Genomic DNA, 20262 nt, shown 5'->3' with positions numbered 1-20262 from the left:
AGTTGCCTGATAATGCAGTGCTGCTCAGTGAGTAAAATTTGCCTGCATTTTGTTGATGTTACCGCCAGATTTTCGACAGTTTTTTATTCAGTTTCTATGAAAGCCTTAGTAGGGGCATCCCTTCCAGAATTAACCGAGTGGGTCAGAGAGCAGCAGCAGCCCGCCTATCGAGGACAGCAACTCCATCAATGGATTTATCAACGAGGAGCACGATCGCTGTCTGAGATTTCTGTATTCCCGAAACAATGGCGCTCCGATATGGCAGATTGGGCGATCGGGCGATCGGAAATTTATCACCAGGCGAAGTCGATCGATGGCACCGTAAAATTCCTGCTCCACTTGAGTGACGGTCAGATTGTCGAAACGGTTGGCATTCCTAGCGATAAGCGCCTGACCGTGTGTGTCTCGTCTCAAGTAGGCTGCCCGATGGCGTGTGATTTTTGCGCGACCGGGAAAGGCGGCTTTAAGCGCAACTTGGAACGCCATGAAATTGTGGATCAGGTTCTCACGGTGCAGGAAGTGTTCCAACAGCGCGTCAGCAACATTGTCTTCATGGGCATGGGTGAGCCACTGTTGAATGTCGAGAATGTACTGAGCGCGGTGCGATCGATGAATGAAGATATTGGCATTGGTCGGCGCTTTATCACGATTTCCACAGTAGGCATTCCCGGTAGGATTCGTAAACTTGCGGATCACCACCTTCAAGCAACACTAGCAGTGAGCTTGCACGCCTCGAATCAAGCGGTCAGAGAACGCCTGATTCCGAGTGCGCGTCAGTATCCCCTAGAAGCGCTCTTAGATGAGTGCCGCGAGTACGTGAAGCTGACCGGGCGGCGGGTGACGTTTGAATATATCTTGCTGGCGGGTGTGAACGATTGTCGTGATCATGCGATCGAGCTTGCAGATCATCTGCGTGGATTCCAGAGTCACGTCAATCTGATTCCGTACAATCCGATCAGTGAAGCCGATTATCAAAGACCGGATCAGCGCCGGATTACTCAGTTTGTGAATGCGTTGAAAGACCGGAATATTGCGGTGAGCGTTCGTAAAACACGCGGTTTAGAAGCGGATGCAGCCTGTGGCCAACTCCGAGCTTCTTTTGCAGGAGTTTAAGGTTAAAAGTCCTCAATTGAAAGTCCTCAATTGAAAGTCCTCACATTTTGAGGACTTTCAAAAGAATTTATCGACGCGCGTAGATGCCCGGTGCGTAAGCTTCGATTACTCTGCCTGTTCTAGAGCAAGTAATCATCAAATAATCGCACTGGGCACACTGCGTCCGCGTCAATTGATCAGGTTCAATTTGAATTCGCTCGGCATGATCACCACAGTTCGGGCACCGAACAGCTTGAATGACTTGCATTTTAAATTCCTCGATACGATCGCTAAATCAAAACATTAATAATTTGAGCTTTGAGCGGCTGATGTTCGCTTAACAGTTGTAGTGATTGCTACTAAATTTGCGACGACTTCGCAGACTGTTGTGACGAATTACTTCATATTATTAGCGGTAAAAAGCTCAGCCGGTTCAAATCTCATACTTATTTTAGAGTCGGTAAATCGAGGGATCACCTATCTACAGGGTGATCCCCGGCTTGATGAGCGTTTCAATTTAGCTAAAAAGGGCTGCCTAAATATCTTACTTTCTTTAAAGAAAGTAGCGTAATAACTCTATAATCTTGAGCAATTTCCATTAACAAGAATCAGTATTTTTGCTGTAGAATTTCTCAATTCTGTATTCTTTTTATGGTGCTGAACATTCCTGTGTTGCGACAGACTGTGGTTCAACAATCACTTGTTTAATCCCAGAAATCCGAATGATCTGGCTTACGGCTAATTTTGCTCGATCGTTAGCTTTGTCTAAAATTCCATCAGCACAAGCCGCGAGCTGAATCTTTTTAAGCGCTTCTTCTTGAGCTAATTTCTGTAAGCTGGGGGCAACATCTGGCCCTAATCCGAGAAGCCCACGATTGTAGTCGTACACGCTCGATCGAGTCACATCGATCTTTTTGTCTAGAATCTTGGGTGCAGGTAGCTGCAATCGAACCGTATCACCCGTAATTTTCACATCTTGAGCGGTTAGCCCACTTAGATCAACGCCTGCTCGAACCTCCCCTCGCGCGATGTACAACAGCTTTGTCGTCCCAATCACCATGCCTGCGATCGTTGCATCCTGCTGCGTCGGCACCACTGCCTCCATTGTGAATACAGCCGTTGTCAGTTCGCTCACTTGCCGAACCTGCTGAATCACCACCGATCGAGTTTCGACTTTGGGTTCTGGTGGCTTAGCGTTCATTAACGATTTAAGCTGAGCGAAAAACTGATCGCCCGATCGCAAGAATCCAGTAACGAGAACAGCACTCAACATGAGTCCGCTTCCCGCTAACATCCAGCTAATATTTTTGAACACGCTGCCCGCTCCTGACTTGTGGCGATCTCTTTTTCGCATCGTCTAATTCAAATATCTCTAGCTTAGAACAAGCTTACTATTTCAAAATTGAGCGACTTAGTGAAGACTGAATTAGAATTTGGTAATAAATTTAGTGAATTAAGCCCTTACTGAGAGTTATGACGAGCGTTTTTGTCAATTCAGCTTCAATGACGGCGGGGGGCACGACTCTTGAGAAAACCAGTCAAACGACTCGCCAAACCTATCCGAACTACAAGGTAATCGTTCTGGACGACGATTTCAACACATTTGAGCACGTCGCCAAATGCCTGATGCAGTATATTCCAAAAATGACCAGCGATCGCGCCTGGAAGCTGACCAATCAAGTGCATTTTGAAGGACAAGCGATCGTCTGGACAGGCCCACTAGAACAAGCGGAACTCTATCATATGCAGTTAACTGTCGAGGGCTTAACGATGGCTCCCTTGGAGCAAGCATGAAAAATAAACCGGGGCGGCTGGTGCTGACGCATTCGACCTACATTCCGGGGTTGATTGCAATGCTTGAGAAGCTAATCCAGGTGGAGGGAATCCAGACCGTTACGCCAGCGGTAATCGGGTCGGTGCGCTCTCATTCTCCCCAGTTTAAGCTCAAAATTTCTGTGCCCATCAGGGGCGGGTTCAAGGCGATTGCGCGTCAAGGTAAATCAGTTCAAGAGGTTTTCATTCTCACGACGCTGAACCAAGATCAGCTTGAAAGCGCGATCGCCTTGCTGAACGGGAAGTAACCGCTCGCTCAAGTAACTATTCCGCTTGCTGTTGAGTCGAGGCGATTCGATGTAGCGGTAGGCTCAGCGCGCAGGAGAAGGTGAGGAGGTAGGAAATTACGCCTGTCCACTTGAGGCTCAGCATACAAACCTCCCAATCTGGGCAAATCCATTTCTGTGCCCCAATCGCGACGCAATGTACAATCCAATAGGCAAACGCCATCGAAAATAGAACCTGATCGGCAATATCAGCGTCTTCTGTCTCTGCTTGCTTTTTATTGCACAAAACATAGAGTCCGAGGACGCTGGCAAAGAACGAAGCAAGGTTCAAATAGTCGTGCCAATTTGAATGAGCCATAGTGCGAGTATAAGACGGGTTTAAGTCATGAATCAGTCTAAAGGATGAAACGTCTACTACTCTAGAAAGTCTTACAAATAGCAATAATGAACGCAATTTTTTAACAAAACTACAGACAGAAATCGATCATTTTTTTGCATGAATTTGCCCCTAATTTACCATCCCAATTACGTTGCACCGTTGCCACGGGATCATCGCTTTCCAATGGAGAAATTTAAGAAACTTTACGAGATGCTTCTAAATGATCGAGTCGCTGATCCCGCACAATTTCACCGTCCTGAATGCCCACCACAAACTTGGCTCGAACTCGTTCATGCGTCCGAATATGTCAGCGCTTACTGCTCTGGAACCCTTGATGCGAAGGCACAGCGGCGCATCGGTTTACCCTGGAGTTCTGAATTGGTGAATCGGACTTGTACCGCAGTCGGAGGAACAATTCTCACTGCCAAACTTGCTCTGCAATATGGTTTAGCTTGTAATACTGCGGGTGGAACTCATCATGCTTTTCCCGATTATGGGTCGGGATTTTGTATTTTTAACGATTTAGCGATCGCCTCTCGTGTCTTACAGAAATTAGGGCTAGTTAGAAGAATTTTAATTGTCGATTTAGATGTGCATCAGGGTGATGGTACGGCATTTATCTTTCAATCTGATCCAAGTGTTTTTACATTCTCTATGCACTGCGAAATTAACTTTCCTGGAACAAAACAGCAAAGTGATTTAGATGTTCCGTTAGCAGAAGGCATGGAAGATGATGAATACTTACAAACCTTGGCAGAATATTTACCCGATTTACTATCTGAAATCAAGCCAGATTTAGTGCTGTATGACGCAGGCGTTGATCCGCATTGGGGCGATCGTTTAGGCAAACTCGCACTTACAGATTCAGGCTTATATCGTCGAGAGATGCAAGTTTTAACCACCTGCGTTTCGCAAGGCTATCCGGTTGCTTGTGTGATTGGAGGCGGATATGCCGAAGACATGGATGCGCTCGTTTATCGGCATTCGATCGTGCATCGGGCGGCGAGCGATGTCTTTCGACAATACCGTTTGTAGGGTGTTGAGGAATGGGTCGATCGCAGATTGAAGCATTCCTCAACACCCTATACGCCAATGATGATGCCTTCAAATTACAGAGCGCTTCTTCCAGTTGTTGTGCTTACCATTGCTACAATCGCGGCTCCGCCAACGATCTCATTTTCCGCGCCTGTTCCCACCTCCCCAAGGCAAGAACTTTCCTACTCTCGAATGGGTATTGGCGGAATCAAACTGGGAATGAAAGCCTCTGAAGTGCAGCGTAGGCTGGGTAAGCCATTGAAAATGAAAGCAGAGAAGTCTCCTTGTTGTGGGGTACTGCTGCGCTGGCAGTATGCAGAGTTCGAAGTCCGGTTGGAAGTACCAGAAGGAGCCAATCAAGCGCGCAACGCATCGGTCTATTCCATCTCAACCCGGAGCGCCAAAGTTGCCACACTAGAAGATGTTCGAGTGGGCGATCGTCGCAGTAAAGTCACGCGAGTGTATGGAACACCCAGCACGACGATTCAGGACAGAATCTTTTACAGCAATGATGCGAACGCTTCGCTATTGATGCTTCGATTGAAGAACGATCGTGTTGTAGAGATCATTGCAAACACTCAGCTAAATTAATGCAAGTAGGTAGACAGAATGGGTTACCGCGTTTCGGCTACGCTCAACGCTCAAAAGCCAGATCACTGTAGGCTGAGCGCAGCCGAAGCCCAAACCCAATGCGGAACTTAATTTTGTTCATCTACCTATTAAATCTGTAAACAATAAAACCGGGGTTTGCAAAAGCTTTCCCCGGTTTTATATTGGGTTGAGTTTTTTGCCCTAGCTAACTGCCGCAGGCGACTCAAACTTGTAACCGACACCCCGAACCGTTTGAATCAAAGCAGGCTGGCTCGTATCAATCTCGATCTTTTTGCGTATCTGTCCGATATGGACATCCACTACTCGCTGATCGCCGACGTACTCGTAATCCCAAACTTCCTGAATCAATTCCGCCCGTCGCCAAACTCGTCCGGGATGCGCCGCTAAAAAGTGCAGCAAATCGAACTCTAGCGCGGTTAGGGGCACAATTTCATCATTCAGCTTCACTTCGCGCCGTACCGGATCAATGACCAATCCCCCAAAAGCGAGACATTGCTGCTCGGCAGTGGTCACAATCCGTTGACGTTTGAGAATTGCGCCAACTCGACCACCTAGCTCCACCAAGCTAAACGGTTTCGTGATGTAATCATCTGCTCCCTGAGCGAACCCACGTACCTTATCTGCCTCATCTGTCCGGCTGGTCAGCATCAAGACAAAAACGTTGGTGCGGCTTTGCATCTCCTGGCAGAGCGAGTAGCCGTTCGCATCCGGTAGATTTACGTCTAGGATGACGAGATCCGGATTGAACTGCTCAAAAATTTGCATCGCGGATTTGCCATCTTCGGCAGATTCCATTTGATAACTTTGCTTGGTAAGGAAGCGATGAACGAGATTCCGAATTGCCGGATCATCATCCACGACGAGTATCTTGGCTGGAGCCATGACCATAACTTTGCGTTAAAAGTAAATTGAGAAGGGAGCGATCGGGCGTTTAAGAAAAAATTCCTATTTCTGTTTTACACAGAAGAAATTTGTCATCAGCATTAGTATGCCTTAGCTTTTGATTAGAATATCCTGGTTTGATAAAGTTTCCGCAATTTTACGGTCGAATCTAAACTAGAAGTAGGGAATACGCACATTGATTACAGCGCGGCGACCGCGCTTTACAGAGAAAGCGGTGATCCAGTTGGATCAGAAAACTTATCTCCAAGTCGGGAACACATCGTCTACACTCTAGTTGTAATCCCCAATGCAGCTAGGTTACTTTGGTAGAGAAGGTGGAGTAACAAGCCCATGAGTGCCCAAAGCCCGTATGAAAAGTTAGGCGTTTCTGAAGGTGCGACGTTTGAAGAGATTCAGACGGCTCGTGCCCGTTTGGTTGAAGAATTAGCAGGTGATCAGCGAAAAATCGCAGAAGTGGAAGCAGCATATGATTCTGTGCTGATGGAGCGACTTCGATTGCGCCAAGAAGGCAAGATCAAAGTGCCCGATCGCATTCGATTTCCAGAGAAATTAGTGCAAGCGACTCCGACTGAAACTCCCGCTCCAGCCTCAAAATCGAATCAGTGGTTGATGAGCTTGATCGATCAGCCGAGCACTCAGGATATCGCGTTTCCTGGGGTGGCAATGGTGGGACTAGGCACGCTTGTATATCTTTATCCCACTGATCAGGTGCTGCAAGTTTCGATGGCGCTGGCGACGGGAACAGCGTTGTATTTTCTCTTCCGCAAAGAGCGGAAGTTAGGGCGAGCGGTGCTGCTAGGGGTAGCGGGCTTGTTGGTGGGGTTTGCAATCGGTGGAGTTGCCTATACGCTGTTGCAGCCCTCTGTACCGATGCTGCCCCCGAACGAAATTTTTATCAGTCTGGTAACTTTTCTGGTTTTATGGGTGGTCAGTAGCTTTACCAAGTAATTTCTGATGGCGGCTGAGCAATTCCAGAGAAGCGATTTTAATTGGCAAATCCAGCAGTTTTTTCGGCGGGTGGGCGAGTGGCTTGAATTACGATTTCCACAGGCTCAGCCTCCGAATTTGCCCGATGCGCCAAATTGGTGGTTCCCGTCTTGGTGGCTAGAGGCAGGTTTTTGGGTGCTTGTCAGTTCGGCTGTCGCTTGGTTGGGATTTCAAATCTATCTCTGGGTTCGCGCTTATCTAAATCGAAATCAAGCTGAGATTGCGAAGTTTTTCGATCGCACCGCTTCCCAGCCTGAAAAAGAGCGGACGATCGCACGCTGGGTAAAGTCTGCTCAGGAATTTCAACAGCAGGGAAATTACCGAGAAGCATCTAGGGCGCTTTATATGGCGATGCTGCAGCGGTTGAATGAGACGAAGCTGATTACGATCGACAAAAGCCGTACCGATCGCGAATATTCCCGGCTGGTGCAACTACTGCCTCAAGCTGAGTCGTATCAAATGTTACTTGAAACTCACGAGTTGCTTTGTTTTAGCGATACGCCAATTTCAGCGGAAATGTTCGATCGAGTCCAACGCGCCTATGGCAACATTGAACGCGCAACGGTTGATATGGCAAAAATGGCGTGATGAAAAAACTCGATCGACGTTTGGTTTTCGGGCTGATTGCGCTTGCTGTGATCATCAGCTTAACCCTGTTTATCGCACCCAGAAGCAACCGAATTACCAGCGGCTCTACGTTCAGCCGTTCCCCGGATGGCTACGGGGCTTGGTATGCCTATATGCAGCGTCAGGGAACTCCGGTTGAGCGGTGGCGGAAAACAATCCGTGAGATTGAGCAAATTTCGGGCACGGGAAACACAATGATCCAGGTTGATCCCTCTGGGCTTGGAATGGCGAATCCCGATTTGAACTGGATCGATCGCGGCAATACTTGGATTGTTCTAGGCGGACGCGATCTAGCAGCAACTGAGGCGGGATTTTCCACGCAGCACGAGAGCGATCGAGGCTTGGTAAAAATTGAGACTTCTAGACGACTGACAAGCGATAAAGGAATTAAACGATTGTTGGGCGATCGCTTTGGATCGATCGTTTGGGAAGAACCCAAGGGAAAAGGTCGAATTATTTATGCCGTAACGTCTTTTTTAGCGGCTAATGCGTATCAAGATGAGCCAGGGAATTTTCCGTTTCTGGCGCAATTAGTAACTGGAAAAAAGATTTGGATTGATGAATACCTGCACGGCTACCGCGACGAAACTGCCAAAACTGAAAGTCGGCAAAGTTGGTTAGGATACTTGCTCGGAACGCCTCTATCGGTCGTACTTTTGCAGGCGATCGTTCTTTCGATCGTGCTGATTTGGGCAAAGAATCGCAGATTTGGACAGGCACAACCGATTGAAACTTCTCGTGTGAATGATAGCGAGGCGTATACGCAAGCTCTAGCAGGTGTGTTGTACAAAGCGGGACGGAGTGAGTTTGTTGTGGATGTTGTTGGGCGTGAAGAGCAATTGCAGATCCAGCGATCGTTAGGACTTGGAGGGGTGTTGGTTGATCGAGAAGTGTTGATCAAGGCGTGGGTGGAGCAAACCGGAAGACCTGCCGCAGAACTGGCGCAACTTTTTCCAGAGAAACAGCGATTGAGTGAGCAAGAGTTAATCAAATGGCTGGCTCACCTAAAAGAGATCAGGCAGAGCTTCCCGTGGAGTTGAGAAGTTTTAACAAAACCTTGCAGAACTCCTGCAGAACTGTTACGAAATACGAAGTCTGAGAAGTCAACAGAAAGATCAAGATAAGCTTGCGACAGCTTTTGATTCGTTCTTGAAAGAATTGCCACAGCTTCAATATGCGTGTTTTACTGCTGTATCCAGTGTTTCCTCAAAGTTTCTGGTCATTTGAAAAAGCGTTAGAGCTTGTGGGCAGGAAAGCGATGCTGCCGCCGCTTGGACTGATTACAGTAGCAGCAATTCTGCCGCAAGACTGGGAATTTAGGCTGGTCGATCGCAATGTTCGCGAGGTGACTGAGGCAGACTGGGACTGGGCAGAGTTGGTGGTTCTGTCGGCAATGATTGTGCAGAAAGGGGATCTGTTAGCGCAGCTCCGAGAAGCGAAGCGGCGTGGAAAGCGTGTGGCAGTTGGAGGCCCTTATGCAACGGCACTGCCTCAAGAAGTCGCAGAAGCGGATTATTTAATTTTGGATGAAGGCGAAATTACCTTGCCGAAGTTTATCGCAGCGATTCAGCGCGGAGAAACACAAGGGACTTATCGATCTGAGGGCGATCGACCGGATGTGACCATTACTCCGATTCCTCGATTCGATCTGCTGGATTTTGAGGCTTACGATAATATGTCGGTGCAGTTCTCGCGGGGCTGTCCGTTTCAGTGTGAATTCTGCGACATCATTGTTCTCTATGGGCGTAAGCCTCGCACAAAAAGCCCAGAGCAGCTTCTAGCCGAACTCGATCGTTTATATGAATTGGGCTGGCGACGATCGATTTTCATGGTGGACGATAACTTCATCGGCAATAAGCGCAACGTCAAACTCTTGTTGAGAGCGCTGAAAGACTGGATGGCAGAGCATGAGTATCCGTTCCATCTCAGCACCGAGGCTTCGGTCGATTTAGCACAAGATCCTGAACTGATGGATCTGATGGTCGAGTGTAATTTTAATGGCGTGTTTTTGGGAATTGAAACGCCAGATGAATCGAGCTTGACGCTGACCAGTAAGCATCAAAATACACGCAATTCCCTGTCTGATGCAGTCGATGCCATCACCCGAACAGGACTGCGAGTGATGGCAGGCTTCATCATCGGGTTTGATAACGAAACATCGGGAGCGGGCGATCGCATTGTGCGATTTGTTGAGCAAACAACAATCCCGATCGCGATTTTCTCGATGCTGCAAGCCCTTCCCGATACCGCACTCTGGCATCGCTTAAAACGAGAAGGTCGCTTAGTCGAAGACAACGCCAACCTGAATCAAACCACGCTGATGAACTTTGTGCCGACTCGTCCGCTAGAGGAAGTGACACGAGAATATATCGATGGATTTTGGCGGCTGTATGATCCGGTGAACTATCTCGATCGCACCTATCGCCATTTTCTGAAACTGGGAGCGCCAAGACATTCTGCAAAATTAAGAAAAGTGACCTGGAAGGTTATCCGAGCATTTCTCACTGTTTGTTGGCGACAAGGGGTCGTGAGAGAAACGCGCTGGAAATTCTGGCACCACTTATTCAGCATTCTGAAACACAATCCAACCGTTGTAGAACATTACTTCTCGGTTTGTGCGCTGAATGAGCATTTCCTGGAATATCGTCAAGCAGTCCGTACTAAAATTGAGGCGCAATTAGCGGATTATTTGGCGCGTCAGGAGTTGAACAATGCTCTGGAATCAGCGCCTTCTGAAGCGCAAGCCGTTTAGTCGATCGCACCAGTGCTTTTCCTCCAGTCTAGAATTGAAGGAACGCCGTTTTGTTTGTCGATCGACTGACCTATGCTAGTTCCTTTAAGCCGTAAGAAATTTGAAGATCTGATTCCGTTCGTGGGGACTGGCGCTCAGTATAAGTATTGCTGGGGTAAGTTTCCTGATTTCCTGCGTCGAGTGCTGATCTCGATCTCGGCACTGGCAACTGTGCTGCTAATTCGAGCGTTTTTTGCGTCAGGCGAATTGCAGGACGTGCTTCAGGGTGTAACGTTCTTCATGTCGCTGTTTGCGCTGGTGTATTGGCTGTGGAGTCCCGCAGTTCTGGCAGCAGCGCGAAATGCCTCGTGTCGGCGCTATAAGTACGCGGGATTTTTGCGCGGCGAGGTGTTTGATGTCTTCGTTAGTGATGAAGTCGTTAGCACTCAAGAAAGTGTGAATAACCGGGGCGATTTGGTTGTCACAGAGAATCGAGAGCGGCGGATTAATGTAGAAGTCGGGGATGAGTCAGGATTTGCCACGCGGATTCAAGTGCCGCTTAAGCGCGAACATCAAGCGATTCGGATTGGAGATACGGCGGAAATGCTAGTGATGTCCGATCGACCGGATTTGAGTCGGATTGCTAAAGTAAGCGATGTGTTTGTCAGTCGCGTTGGCGTTTGGGTGAGCGATTATCCTTACTTGCGTCGCGATGAGTTTGAAGCGGTGAGTCGGCGGTTGAACACGATCGATATTGAACCCGAGGAGTACGACGATCGTCGGGATGAACCCGAGGAGTACGACGATCGCTACGAGCAGTTTGAAGCACCGCAACCGAGAAAACGGATTCCACGATCGAGACGGCGACGTTAACTTGCTTGATTGCCGCCGTAGGCTTGCCACGCGAGATCCACGAGGGCATTGACGATCGCAGCCGCGACGACTGCGCTTCCTTTTCTGCCTTCGGTGCGAATATGCGGAACTAGAGAATCACTCAATCGCGCTTTGGCAGCATCGACATCGAGAAACCCGGACGGCGTGGCAACAACTAAAGCAGGTTTAATTTCTTCCGCTTGAATGAGGGCGGCAAGCGTCATCAGTGCAGTTTGAGATTGTCCGACGACAAAGATTCCTTCTGGATAGCGTTTAGCTAATGTCTCAATCCCCCAAGCTGCACGGGTTTTCTCTTTCTGGGGACGAGTGATCGTCTCCATGCTGCAATAGATTGGATTGGCAAAGGTGTTTTGAATGTTGGTATTAATTCCAACCTGCACCATTGGCACATCGACAATAATGGTTGTCCGAGCCGCAAGCGCTGCTGCACCGGATTGCAGCGCCAAATCCGAGAAATAAATCAGGGTTTTATAGTCAAAATCCGCAGTTGCATAAATCGCTCGTCGGACGATTTCATATTCGGCCGGAGATAGAGTGTGATCACCCACTTCTCGATCGATGATGGCTAAGCTTTGTGCGTCGGTCGGGTGCCACTCCATAATGGTTGTTACTTTTTTTACATTGGTTTCCAAGCTTTCTTAGTTTACTCGGATTTATTCGAGTTGCATGGCAAAATCAGAGGAATGCAATGGCTCAGACTTTATGATTTTTGATGCAAATCACTATTGGATTAGAAATGCTCATGTTCCTGCTGCTTTGTTCGTGAGCGGGGAGCCTTGGACAACGCAGAATGCTTCGGCAGATGATTTGCTGAACGTCGATTTAGAAATTGTCGAGGATGTGATTTCTGCGATCGTTCCAGCGAGAACTCAGAGCAGTAATGCAGTTGCATCGATCGATCTACAGGGCGGCATGGTTTGGGCGTGTTTTGTAGATTTGCATACGCATTTAGACAAGGGACATATTTGGAATCGGGCAGCAAATCCAGATGGAACCTTTGAGAGCGCACTCGCGACAGTCCGCGCAGATTCAGAGAAGAATTGGGATGCGGAAGATGTGTATCGTCGCATGGAGTTTGGTCTGAAGTGTAGCTATGCTCATGGGACGAAAGCGATTCGGACACATTTAGATTCAGCAGATAAACAAGGCGCGATCAGTTTTGGGGTGTTTCGAGATTTGCGGAAGAAATGGGCAGATCGGATTGTTTTGCAAGGCGTTTGCCTGGTTTCGTTGGATTATTTTCTAACACCTGAAGGAGAAAAACTTGCAGATTTAGTCGCAGAATCTGATGGAATTTTAGGCGGAGTGACGTTGATCAATCCTGAGATTGATCAACAGATCGATCGCGTCTTTTCACTCGCGAAAGAACGGAACTTGAATTTAGATTTTCACGCGGATGAGAACGATGATCCAAACTCAGATACCTTACGTCGAGTCGCAGAAGCCGCAATTCGACATGAATATCAGGGCAAAGTTGTTTGCGGTCATTGTTGTAGTTTGGCAGTTCAAGAAGATACCGAGGCAGACAGAACGATCGCGCTTGTAAAAGAAGCTGGAATCGGCATTGTTAGCCTGCCCATGTGCAATCTTTACCTGCAAGGAAGACGATCCGGAAAAACTCCAAGATGGCGCGGAGTCACGTTATTACATGAGCTAAAACAAGCAGGAGTTCCGGTGGCGATCGCTTCAGATAATTGCCGCGATCCGTTTCATGCCTACGGCGACCACGATGGGTTAGAAGTGTTTAGCCAATCGGTGAAAATTGCTCAGTTAGATCATCCATTTGGGAATTGGGCGAAGGCGGTTACTTCGACTCCTGCGGGTTTAATGGGTTTGCCAAATGCGGGGCGAATTGGGATTGGTTTGCCTGCGGATTTAGTGTTATTTAAGGGGCGGAATTATCGGGAATTGTTGTCGCGATCGCAGCACGATCGGATTGTGTTGAGAAACGGAAAAGCGATCGACACGACCTTACCCAGCTATACCGAGTTAGATGATTTACTTGAAAAATGAAAAAGGCCTGTTCCATTCGCTACTATATGGACAGATTTCCGTATACCTCGCCGCACTAGGGTGTTATACAGATTCTCGCCTGCCTAATCACCCAGATCTGAGGTGTTATGTAGATGTGCATCTAGATAACGTTCCAAATCAGTGTGTTATACAGAATTTCGTCCACATAGTTGCCCGTTTTGGAGTGATATACAGACAAAATTCTATATATCATCCTGATTCAGAGTTTTATCCAGACGAAAAGCCATATAAGACTCTTAATCAGAGGAGTTAGACAGAATAAGGCGGATCAAATCCGTCTAAAAAAGAGTTATGCGGCTTCATCTTATCGGTGGGACGGTTCTTGCAAATAATTGATGAGTATTGCAGTTGATCGGAAAGTCATCTGTGAAGCTGAAACTAGAGCAGGAGTTCCGTACTTTATTGTTCGGCCATCCACACTTTAATCGTTTGGGGCATGGAGAAAAAATTTGGCTATGCCAATGTGATGTTCAATCGTCTCCTTGAGGAGATTCAAGAATTTGAATCTGGACTAAGACCCGATGAAGAAATAGGCGCTTACCTTGCTTCATTTGCGGGTGGTATATGTTTGCATATCGAATCAATCAATTATCGAGATCCTTATTACGTTGTTTTATCAGGAACTACTGAGCAAGGTCAGAAAGCTCGGCTTGTGCAGCACGTAACACAGATCAGTATTCTATTTGTGCCAGTCAAAGTCACGCCAGAGGAAAACAGGGAACCAAGACGTTTTGGATTTAACATTTCAGGCAATGAAGGTTAGCTAGACCCTATACACAAAGGAGAAATCATGTCTGCTCAGTTCTCGTGGACACCTGAGGGAAAACAGTTCTTAAATCGTCTTGAGGAGTTAAGTAGGCCTCAGCAAGTTTCATTCGCTGAGTTATTCACTCCCGGTTTTATCCAAAGCTACACACAATTTCAAAGCTTTGAATTAATGCTAGAAGCAAGTGGTTTTTCTGTTGAGTCTGCCGAAGATTTTCTTTCTATTCCTGAGGCTGAATGGAATCAATTTATCAGCCAAAAAACTCGGTTTTCTAATTGGCAGGAAATGCAGAAAACCGCAGCAGCAGAACTCATGAAGAAGAAACTTGAACTGTAATGAGTATCTGCTGTCCTATGGAGAAGGTGGTTTGGATTTAGAGTCTTGAATAGTAAACGACCAACAAGCCATATATCAGCATGAAAAGTTCAAGTTCATGGGAAGGATTTAATAGACCTAGTAGAGCTGAATCTAAATTAGAGACGATCTCGCTATTGTACAGCTATGATCTGCTCGATCCTGATTTCCCAGATGAGGTAAAACATTTCCTGCTGTCTCTGGAAGAAAAACTTGGTGGTACTCGTTGCCCGATTGTCCGAGGTAGCGGCAGTAACTTTCTTTCACCAGTCACTCCCGCTATAGGATTAGTGGTTTCATTTGTTATTGCGCCGTTTATTAGAAAATATCTGGATGGACTTCTAAATGGTGATGCTCTCAAAGAAATAGGAGAAAGTCACCGTGAAGAGATTGCATCATGGTTCTTTAAGTTGGAAAAAGAGCTGACGACAATAGTTGCAGTTACCAACGGCTTATTAAAAGATTATCCTCATGCCGTTGTGTGTCGCCACCAGAAAACAGATCTGATATTGAAAGTTGATTTAGGTAATAATCAATTAAGCATAGCCTTAAATAAGTATCACTCCGATGAAGCAAGAGCTATGATTCCTAGCAGTATTGTTAAGGCAGTCAAGTATATAGTTGAAAACCAATTGAAAGGAAGTTTGGGAGATTTCAGCTTGCAGTACAATTTTCAATCTAAAGAGTGGTGTATGCATGTAACTACGTTGATTAAGTTGTCCGAAAAAAGCTGAGATCTTATGCATTTACCAGCCGCATAACAACTCGGTTGGAGCGGACTTCCGCAAGATCTCGGTGTGGATGCAAAGTTTACTTGCAGCCGCTCAACCGAACCGTTAGGCTACTCTATCTCTCGGTGAGGACGTTCTTCAATGCTATCTGGTATTTTTTGATGCTGAGTTACAGTTGAGTTGTTCCAAAGATAAAGGTTTGAGTGGGTAGCGTTCTAGACGTGTGGAGATAAGGGAGAATTGAGACAGGTTCTAAAACTATACGTAGATTTAGAACCTGTACTTTGCCCAGATTGTGGCAGTGATCATGGGGTCAAACACGGTTGCTCTGGGGCAGGTAAACAGCGATATCAATATCGACTCCACACATCTAGAACACTACCCTAGCTTTTGTTCAGCTTTGCGTTGAACTTGAGCTTTGCCGTGGTTAGCCGGGTCTGCAATGTATTCAAAGTTCTCATCAGAATTCCAGGCACCACGCTCATCTTTCTCCCCATCCGATGACAAGTTGAAGTAAAGATCAACGGTCTCGTCAGGTTGAATATTGCCGAAAAATGGCTCGTCCAATTTGCCCAACGATTCCAAGGCTTTCATGAACATCTTTGTGTGAGAAATTTCCCGCGTTAACAGATGAACTAACGTTTGTTTGGTTCCTTCATCTGTAGCTAACTTGATCAGTTCTTCGTAAGTTTGGCGTGCCCCGGCTTCTGCGGCAATGTTTGCTCTGAGATCGCGCACAATATCACCTCCCTCATTCAGATAGCTTGCAGTCCACGCACTGCCCTGGCTATCTAGAAAATGAGGACCGACTCCCCGCACAGCAAATAGTGTGCTCTTATATGCTTCTGTTTGATCGACATTCTTGGTATGCCCTTCGATCAGTTTGCCCACCATTTCGAGATGGCTAAATTCTTCGATCGCAATGTCTTGCAGCATATCACGCATCCCTGCATCCTCTACATGAAATGACTGCACCCAATATTGCAATGCCGCAGTAAGCTCTCCGGTAGCACCACCAAACTGCTCTAGCAGCAGTTGAGCATATCGAGGATTTGCTTCCTTAATCTCAACGTTGTGGATGAGTTCTTTTTTGTGAAAAAACATAGTCTATTCTTCCTACTTATTATTATCGCTAATCCATTCTCAAAGTGTTGCAAAATGGGAGCTATTGGCCTCCTCACCATAGAGGGAAGGGTGGGGGAAAACGTGGGTCTACAGGTTGAGATAGGCTTATCTAAAGTAGGAGATAAGCAATATCTTCGGCTCCTTTTCTGGTGCTATGTAATTGGTGTAGGAGGAGTTCAATCCCTTTCCTGATATCTTAGATTCTGTAGTAACGGGATTAAAGAAGGATCGGCAATTGCCAGGAGAAGAAACACCACCTAGTAAAGAGTAGGTATGAGCCAGTGTTTAATGATAAATATTACTTTATGCGGCAAGCTAACACGCCATGGCAGCGGACGGATGAAAGCCGCTGGTACTTAATTTAAGTTTATCTACCGCCGCTGCGTTTTACCGTTAGCTGGCTTCGGAGATTGAGTTTGGATTGAGATAAACGTTCAATCTCGTGATTTGGCAAGTATGGCGATCGTCTTTACGATGTTGTTCGTAACAATGACGTTTTCATTTTGCAAGTAATGCATGGACGAGAACCTAGCCCTTACTAGCGGAATTTGTCAGGGGTCGTCACCATAATGCTTAACTTTGTCGGTAGACTGAGTAAGCGAATTTGATTTTGTGTGACATGGGTATTCAAGCGACTCGCGGAACGCGGGATATTTTGCCGGAAGAAATCGGCAACTGGCAACGAATTGAAGCGATCGCTCGTGAAACGCTGGCGCGTGCGGCTTATCAAGAAATTCGCACTCCGATGTTTGAGCAGACCGATTTGTTTGAGCGCGGCATCGGAGAGGCAACTGATGTAGTCGGCAAAGAGATGTATACGTTCAAAGATCGGGGCGATCGCTCGATTACGCTGCGACCAGAAGGAACGGCGGGAGTGGTGCGATCGTATATCGAACACGGAATGCAGGCTCAAGGCGGCGTGCAGCGCTTGTGGTACACCGGGGCGATGTTCCGCTATGAGCGTCCGCAAGCAGGACGGCAACGGCAATTTCATCAATTGGGTGTTGAGGTTTTAGGAAGCGGGGATGTGAGAGCCGATGCAGAGGTGATTGCGATCGCCACCGATATTCTGCAATCGATCGGATTAAAGAATCTGACGCTGCAATTGAATTCGATCGGAAATGCAGACGATCGGCAAAATTATCGAACTGCATTAATTGAATTTCTTACGCCATTTAAGGACAAACTCGATCCTGATTCTCAAACGCGATTAACTAAAAATCCGCTCAGAATTCTTGACTCGAAAGATGCACAAACGCAAGCGATTTTAGAAAATGCACCGAGCATCTTAGATTACTTGAGTGCAGAGTCAAAACAGAGATTCGATCATGTTCAAGCCTTGCTTCAAGATCTCGGAATTCCTTGCAATATCAATGCCCGATTAGTTCGCGGCTTGGACTATTACACACACACCGTTTTTGAGATTCAGTCGGATGATTTGGGAGCACAAGCAACGGTTTGTGCAGGCGGACGATATGACGGATTAGTGGCGCAATTGGGCGGCGCGGATACGCCTGCTGTCGGTTGGGCAATGGGATTAGAACGGCTTGTGATTCTATTGCAGAAAATGCAGCAAACTCAGACAAGCTCGATCGATTTCTATGTTGTGTCGCGGGGTGGAAAAGCAGAAGCACAGGCATTAAAACTGGCTCAATCGTTTCGCCGCGTTGGATTTGCGATCGAGCTGGATATGAGCGGCAGCGCGTTCGGAAAGCAATTCAAACGCGCCGATCGTTCTGGGGCTGCGGCTTGTTTGATTCTCGGTGATGCTGAAGCAGAGCAGGGAACTGTACAGCTTAAATGGTTGAAAACTGGGGAGCAAAGTGCGATCTCACAGTCTGATCTACTAAACAATGCAGATCAACTGCGGCAGCAACTTGCGGAGCAATCGGGAGCTTAATTTTGCATTTTTTCTGAGCGGGTGTGCATAAAGGTTTCTTCTCCGCCCTACTTGTGAAGTGTAGAACGCAACAACGTTTTACACTTCACAACTCAAACCTTAGGAGATATCAAATGAACGCTCGCAACACCTTGATCGCACTGTTTACCGCAACCACTTTAACGACTGGAATCGCCCTACAACCGACACAAGCGCAAACAGTACAGCAAGGACAGTTCCCAGTTCAGCCTCTCAACAGCTTTACAATGCCTGCATCTGCGATCGGAGTTTGGCAAGGCGGAATCCACAGCAAAGGTGATGATGCGGTCACATCTTTGCTGTTGCAAATCAAAAGCAGTGCATTGGGCTATCAAGGCACATGGCAAGTTTTGGGCGAAAATGGAGTGCTGCAACAAGGCAAGCTGATCGGTACGCAAACAGGCGGCAAAGTGACTCTGAAGCTTGAGAAATTCAGCGGCAATACTTCGCTGATGTTGAGCGGCACAATCAAGGGAGCCTCAATGTCAGGACAAGTCGCCAACAGCAATTTTGTCTTCTCGCTGAACAAAAACTAGCGTGATCACACCTCTCGAAGTGAATCGGCTCGATTTTTGAGAATGCGATTCACTTCAGAGCAGGATATTGCAGGGTTGCTGAGTCCGAAAAAGCTTTGCGGAACTTACGATCCGATCGCTGAATCTATGTAATGGAGGTTGATGCAGAACTCAATTCACATCAAAGCAGTTGAGAGTTCTACGCATGGCGTTGATGAATGTACAGCCAGTTGCACTGAGAAATTCACACACTAACGCTATTTCCTCTTCCTGAAGTCATCACTATAGATTCACAAAAATGATTAATCTTAAGCTTTTCGCTGGAGTCGGGGCTGCTTTAGTGTTAGGCAGTTGTGGGCTTTTAAGTACTGAATCGCGCTCTGTTGCGATCGCTCAATCTCCAACGCCGCGTCAAGACAATCTGATTGGGCTATTCATTGTTAAGCGCAACAATCTAAATCAACAGTATCGTGGCGAAATCTATCCGATCGTTCAGTACAAGAATGGTCGCTACAGTGATGCTAGTCTCGATGTCACACTTCAAATGCGGCAGGATGCCAAAGAAGCCGATATTGTCAAACGCAATGCTGCAAAGAGTGTCCTCAACAGCAATCCAACCTTTACGGCTGTGAATGCTCAGGGCAATTCACTAGGTAAATTTAGTATCGATCGCTTAGGCGTGAGTCAGTTTGCTTGTTCGTCGCTGTTAATCGGACGAGGAAAACTGCTTGGGCAATCTAATGTACAAACAATGTTCAATCAGCTTCCTCGCGATCGTGAAAGACAGTTAAGCGGCTTCTTCAACGGTCAGGAGTTTGACGAGACTTGGCGCTCTACCCTTGCCGCACAATCTGTCCCATCTACCGTCACTCCGGTTCGTTCAACGCCTGTTCAGAGACAACAATACCGTAAAGACCTGATTCAGATCGGCACTCGCGAAATCGCTAAAAATCCGCAGGCAAAATCGGTGCAAGGTTCAGTTGCGCTGATGGATATGCAAGTGTTTGATCTCGATCGTGATGGCAAACCCGAAGTCTACGGCAAACTGCGAAAAGCACCCGCTAGACCTGTAACGCCTTCAAATCGTGCTACTGTACAATCGATTTATGCCAATGTTTGGTTAGGCTACACTGCACCACAACCAAAAATATTAGCAAGTCAAGTTGTTCCTTACTTTGTTCCTACGAGTGAAGTGTCTCGTGCTTATGAAGTGTTGGGCGCGATCGATGCAAATGGCGACGGCAAACAGGAAGTGTTGATTCAGAACAATGGCTATGAATCAATTAACTTCAGCGTGTATGAATTGCAGGGCAATCAGCTTAAACCTGTGTTTACGGGTGCAGGCTACGGGTGTTAAAGCCTTGATGTAACTTTGCAAAGATTGTTCTAGGGCGTATCTGCAAAGTCTAAATGTAAGGTAATGCCCTATTTGAGCCAAATTAGAATTGCAGCAATTGTCAGCATCGCCAGATAGTTCTCTGCCCGTTTTTCATACCGTG

At 47.0% G+C, this 20262-nt stretch carries 23 protein-coding genes; 17 read left to right on the top strand and 6 right to left on the bottom strand.

Features of this window, described 5'->3' with window-relative positions; genetic code table 11:
• The first annotated feature begins 96 nt into the window (after positions 1-96).
• Complete coding sequence (rlmN, locus tag NC980_RS15635) at positions 97-1113, top strand: 23S rRNA (adenine(2503)-C(2))-methyltransferase RlmN (RefSeq protein ID WP_190378073.1); 1017 nt, start codon at positions 97-99, stop codon at positions 1111-1113.
• A gap of 67 nt (positions 1114-1180) precedes the next feature.
• Here the strand turns inward: rlmN and NC980_RS15630 are convergent, their stop codons facing one another.
• Together NC980_RS15630 and NC980_RS15625 are read right to left on the bottom strand one after the other, a co-directional pair.
• The gene (locus tag NC980_RS15630) at positions 1181-1360 is read right to left on the bottom strand and encodes a replication restart DNA helicase PriA (protein WP_190378072.1); all 180 of its coding nucleotides are present in this window, start codon (positions 1358-1360) and stop codon (positions 1181-1183) included.
• A gap of 381 nt (positions 1361-1741) precedes the next feature.
• Positions 1742-2446: a DUF4230 domain-containing protein gene (locus tag NC980_RS15625; protein WP_190378071.1), complete on the bottom strand. Its 705-nt coding sequence runs from the start codon at positions 2444-2446 to the stop codon at positions 1742-1744.
• 119 nt (positions 2447-2565) lie between these two features.
• Here NC980_RS15625 and clpS point away from each other — a divergent pair, with 119 nt between their 5' ends.
• Together clpS and NC980_RS15615 are read left to right on the top strand one after the other, a co-directional pair.
• Positions 2566-2886: an ATP-dependent Clp protease adapter ClpS gene (gene clpS, locus NC980_RS15620; protein ID WP_190378070.1), complete on the top strand. Its 321-nt coding sequence runs from the start codon at positions 2566-2568 to the stop codon at positions 2884-2886.
• Positions 2883-3173 carry a DUF2103 domain-containing protein gene (locus tag NC980_RS15615; RefSeq protein ID WP_190378069.1) on the top strand — a complete coding sequence of 97 codons (291 nt, stop codon included), beginning with the start codon at positions 2883-2885 and terminating at the stop codon, positions 3171-3173. The genes clpS and NC980_RS15615 overlap by 4 nt, the downstream gene beginning before the upstream one ends.
• A 16-nt stretch (positions 3174-3189) precedes the next feature.
• Here NC980_RS15615 and NC980_RS15610 read toward each other — a convergent pair whose 3' ends face one another.
• The gene (locus tag NC980_RS15610) at positions 3190-3510 is read right to left on the bottom strand and encodes a hypothetical protein (protein WP_190378068.1); all 321 of its coding nucleotides are present in this window, start codon (positions 3508-3510) and stop codon (positions 3190-3192) included.
• A 138-nt stretch (positions 3511-3648) separates the two neighbouring features.
• Here NC980_RS15610 and NC980_RS15605 point away from each other — a divergent pair, with 138 nt between their 5' ends.
• Both NC980_RS15605 and NC980_RS15600 read left to right on the top strand, forming a co-directional pair.
• Positions 3649-4566, top strand: coding sequence for a histone deacetylase (locus tag NC980_RS15605; RefSeq protein ID WP_190378067.1), 918 nt, complete (start codon positions 3649-3651; stop codon positions 4564-4566).
• A 99-nt stretch (positions 4567-4665) separates the two neighbouring features.
• Positions 4666-5157, top strand: a complete 492-nt coding sequence (locus NC980_RS15600; RefSeq protein ID WP_190378066.1) for a hypothetical protein — start codon at positions 4666-4668, stop codon at positions 5155-5157.
• Positions 5158-5358: 201 nt separating this feature from the next.
• Here the strand turns inward: NC980_RS15600 and NC980_RS15595 are convergent, their stop codons facing one another.
• On the bottom strand, positions 5359-6060 hold the full coding sequence (locus NC980_RS15595; protein ID WP_190378165.1) for a response regulator transcription factor: 702 nt from the start codon (positions 6058-6060) through the stop codon (positions 5359-5361).
• 351 nt (positions 6061-6411) lie between these two features.
• On the opposite strand from NC980_RS15595, the gene NC980_RS15590 reads away from it, so the two are divergent.
• The 5 genes from NC980_RS15590 (at position 6412) to NC980_RS15570 (ending at position 11299) form a co-directional block, all read left to right on the top strand.
• Entirely contained in the window at positions 6412-7029 is a 618-nt protein-coding gene (locus tag NC980_RS15590) for a CPP1-like family protein (RefSeq protein WP_190378065.1), read from the top strand.
• 6 nt (positions 7030-7035) lie between these two features.
• Positions 7036-7656 (top strand): DUF4129 domain-containing protein, encoded by a 621-nt coding sequence (locus tag NC980_RS15585; protein WP_190378064.1) that lies wholly within the window; start codon positions 7036-7038, stop codon positions 7654-7656.
• Positions 7656-8735, top strand: a complete 1080-nt coding sequence (locus tag NC980_RS15580; RefSeq protein ID WP_190378063.1) for a DUF4350 domain-containing protein — start codon at positions 7656-7658, stop codon at positions 8733-8735. The genes NC980_RS15585 and NC980_RS15580 overlap by 1 nt, the downstream gene beginning before the upstream one ends.
• 134 nt (positions 8736-8869) lie before the next feature.
• Positions 8870-10447: a B12-binding domain-containing radical SAM protein gene (locus NC980_RS15575; protein ID WP_190378062.1), complete on the top strand. Its 1578-nt coding sequence runs from the start codon at positions 8870-8872 to the stop codon at positions 10445-10447.
• A 72-nt stretch (positions 10448-10519) separates the two neighbouring features.
• A complete protein-coding gene (locus NC980_RS15570) occupies positions 10520-11299 on the top strand; it encodes a phosphate ABC transporter permease (protein ID WP_190378061.1) in 780 nt (259 codons plus the stop codon).
• Here the strand turns inward: NC980_RS15570 and NC980_RS15565 are convergent.
• Positions 11296-11919: a precorrin-8X methylmutase gene (locus NC980_RS15565; protein ID WP_190378060.1), complete on the bottom strand. Its 624-nt coding sequence runs from the start codon at positions 11917-11919 to the stop codon at positions 11296-11298. The genes NC980_RS15570 and NC980_RS15565 overlap by 4 nt on opposite strands.
• A gap of 103 nt (positions 11920-12022) precedes the next feature.
• Between NC980_RS15565 and NC980_RS15560 the strand changes: the two genes are divergently transcribed.
• The 4 genes from NC980_RS15560 to NC980_RS15545 all read left to right on the top strand — a co-directional run bounded on the left by NC980_RS15560 (position 12023) and on the right by NC980_RS15545 (position 15208).
• Positions 12023-13333 (top strand): cytosine deaminase, encoded by a 1311-nt coding sequence (locus tag NC980_RS15560; protein ID WP_190378164.1) that lies wholly within the window; start codon positions 12023-12025, stop codon positions 13331-13333.
• A 457-nt stretch (positions 13334-13790) separates the two neighbouring features.
• Positions 13791-14117: a DUF6173 family protein gene (locus NC980_RS15555; protein ID WP_190378059.1), complete on the top strand. Its 327-nt coding sequence runs from the start codon at positions 13791-13793 to the stop codon at positions 14115-14117.
• Positions 14118-14144: 27 nt separating this feature from the next.
• Positions 14145-14456, top strand: coding sequence for a hypothetical protein (locus NC980_RS15550; RefSeq protein ID WP_190378058.1), 312 nt, complete (start codon positions 14145-14147; stop codon positions 14454-14456).
• A gap of 80 nt (positions 14457-14536) precedes the next feature.
• Positions 14537-15208 carry a hypothetical protein gene (locus NC980_RS15545; protein ID WP_190378057.1) on the top strand — a complete coding sequence of 224 codons (672 nt, stop codon included), beginning with the start codon at positions 14537-14539 and terminating at the stop codon, positions 15206-15208.
• 375 nt (positions 15209-15583) lie between these two features.
• On the opposite strand, the gene NC980_RS15540 is transcribed toward NC980_RS15545, so the two are convergent.
• Positions 15584-16309 (bottom strand): manganese catalase family protein, encoded by a 726-nt coding sequence (locus tag NC980_RS15540; RefSeq protein ID WP_190378056.1) that lies wholly within the window; start codon positions 16307-16309, stop codon positions 15584-15586.
• Positions 16310-16949: 640 nt separating this feature from the next.
• On the opposite strand from NC980_RS15540, the gene hisS reads away from it, so the two are divergent.
• From hisS to NC980_RS15525, 3 genes are all read left to right on the top strand, one after another.
• A complete protein-coding gene (gene hisS / locus NC980_RS15535) occupies positions 16950-18230 on the top strand; it encodes a histidine--tRNA ligase (RefSeq protein WP_190378055.1) in 1281 nt (426 codons plus the stop codon).
• A gap of 113 nt (positions 18231-18343) precedes the next feature.
• Positions 18344-18784 (top strand): hypothetical protein, encoded by a 441-nt coding sequence (locus NC980_RS15530; RefSeq protein WP_190378054.1) that lies wholly within the window; start codon positions 18344-18346, stop codon positions 18782-18784.
• A 277-nt stretch (positions 18785-19061) separates the two neighbouring features.
• Positions 19062-20120: a hypothetical protein gene (locus tag NC980_RS15525; protein WP_190378053.1), complete on the top strand. Its 1059-nt coding sequence runs from the start codon at positions 19062-19064 to the stop codon at positions 20118-20120.
• Positions 20121-20262: the final 142 nt, after the last annotated feature.

Source organism: Leptolyngbya sp. AS-A5 (assembly GCF_039962495.1).
Classification (GTDB): Bacteria; Cyanobacteriota; Cyanobacteriia; order Leptolyngbyales; family Leptolyngbyaceae; genus Leptolyngbya.
Note: the sequence above shows the minus strand (reverse complement) of the source record. Positions and strands in the feature narration are given on the sequence as shown.

Excerpts from the sequence above, each read along its gene's own strand:
- rlmN (WP_190378073.1), top strand. The coding sequence starts at position 97 with ATGAAAGCCTTAGTAGGGGCATCCCTTCCAGAATTAACCGAGTGGGTC.
- NC980_RS15630 (WP_190378072.1), bottom strand. The coding sequence starts at position 1,360 with ATGCAAGTCATTCAAGCTGTTCGGTGCCCGAACTGTGGTGATCATGCC.
- NC980_RS15625 (WP_190378071.1), bottom strand. The coding sequence starts at position 2,446 with ATGCGAAAAAGAGATCGCCACAAGTCAGGAGCGGGCAGCGTGTTCAAA.
- clpS (WP_190378070.1), top strand. The coding sequence starts at position 2,566 with ATGACGAGCGTTTTTGTCAATTCAGCTTCAATGACGGCGGGGGGCACG.
- NC980_RS15615 (WP_190378069.1), top strand. The coding sequence starts at position 2,883 with ATGAAAAATAAACCGGGGCGGCTGGTGCTGACGCATTCGACCTACATT.
- NC980_RS15610 (WP_190378068.1), bottom strand. The coding sequence starts at position 3,510 with ATGGCTCATTCAAATTGGCACGACTATTTGAACCTTGCTTCGTTCTTT.
- NC980_RS15605 (WP_190378067.1), top strand. The coding sequence starts at position 3,649 with ATGAATTTGCCCCTAATTTACCATCCCAATTACGTTGCACCGTTGCCA.
- NC980_RS15595 (WP_190378165.1), bottom strand. The coding sequence starts at position 6,060 with ATGGCTCCAGCCAAGATACTCGTCGTGGATGATGATCCGGCAATTCGG.
- NC980_RS15590 (WP_190378065.1), top strand. The coding sequence starts at position 6,412 with ATGAGTGCCCAAAGCCCGTATGAAAAGTTAGGCGTTTCTGAAGGTGCG.
- NC980_RS15585 (WP_190378064.1), top strand. The coding sequence starts at position 7,036 with ATGGCGGCTGAGCAATTCCAGAGAAGCGATTTTAATTGGCAAATCCAG.
- NC980_RS15580 (WP_190378063.1), top strand. The coding sequence starts at position 7,656 with ATGAAAAAACTCGATCGACGTTTGGTTTTCGGGCTGATTGCGCTTGCT.
- NC980_RS15575 (WP_190378062.1), top strand. The coding sequence starts at position 8,870 with ATGCGTGTTTTACTGCTGTATCCAGTGTTTCCTCAAAGTTTCTGGTCA.
- NC980_RS15570 (WP_190378061.1), top strand. The coding sequence starts at position 10,520 with ATGCTAGTTCCTTTAAGCCGTAAGAAATTTGAAGATCTGATTCCGTTC.
- NC980_RS15565 (WP_190378060.1), bottom strand. The coding sequence starts at position 11,919 with ATGGAGTGGCACCCGACCGACGCACAAAGCTTAGCCATCATCGATCGA.
- NC980_RS15560 (WP_190378164.1), top strand. The coding sequence starts at position 12,023 with ATGATTTTTGATGCAAATCACTATTGGATTAGAAATGCTCATGTTCCT.
- NC980_RS15555 (WP_190378059.1), top strand. The coding sequence starts at position 13,791 with ATGGAGAAAAAATTTGGCTATGCCAATGTGATGTTCAATCGTCTCCTT.
- NC980_RS15550 (WP_190378058.1), top strand. The coding sequence starts at position 14,145 with ATGTCTGCTCAGTTCTCGTGGACACCTGAGGGAAAACAGTTCTTAAAT.
- NC980_RS15545 (WP_190378057.1), top strand. The coding sequence starts at position 14,537 with ATGAAAAGTTCAAGTTCATGGGAAGGATTTAATAGACCTAGTAGAGCT.
- NC980_RS15540 (WP_190378056.1), bottom strand. The coding sequence starts at position 16,309 with ATGTTTTTTCACAAAAAAGAACTCATCCACAACGTTGAGATTAAGGAA.
- hisS (WP_190378055.1), top strand. The coding sequence starts at position 16,950 with ATGGGTATTCAAGCGACTCGCGGAACGCGGGATATTTTGCCGGAAGAA.
- NC980_RS15530 (WP_190378054.1), top strand. The coding sequence starts at position 18,344 with ATGAACGCTCGCAACACCTTGATCGCACTGTTTACCGCAACCACTTTA.
- NC980_RS15525 (WP_190378053.1), top strand. The coding sequence starts at position 19,062 with ATGATTAATCTTAAGCTTTTCGCTGGAGTCGGGGCTGCTTTAGTGTTA.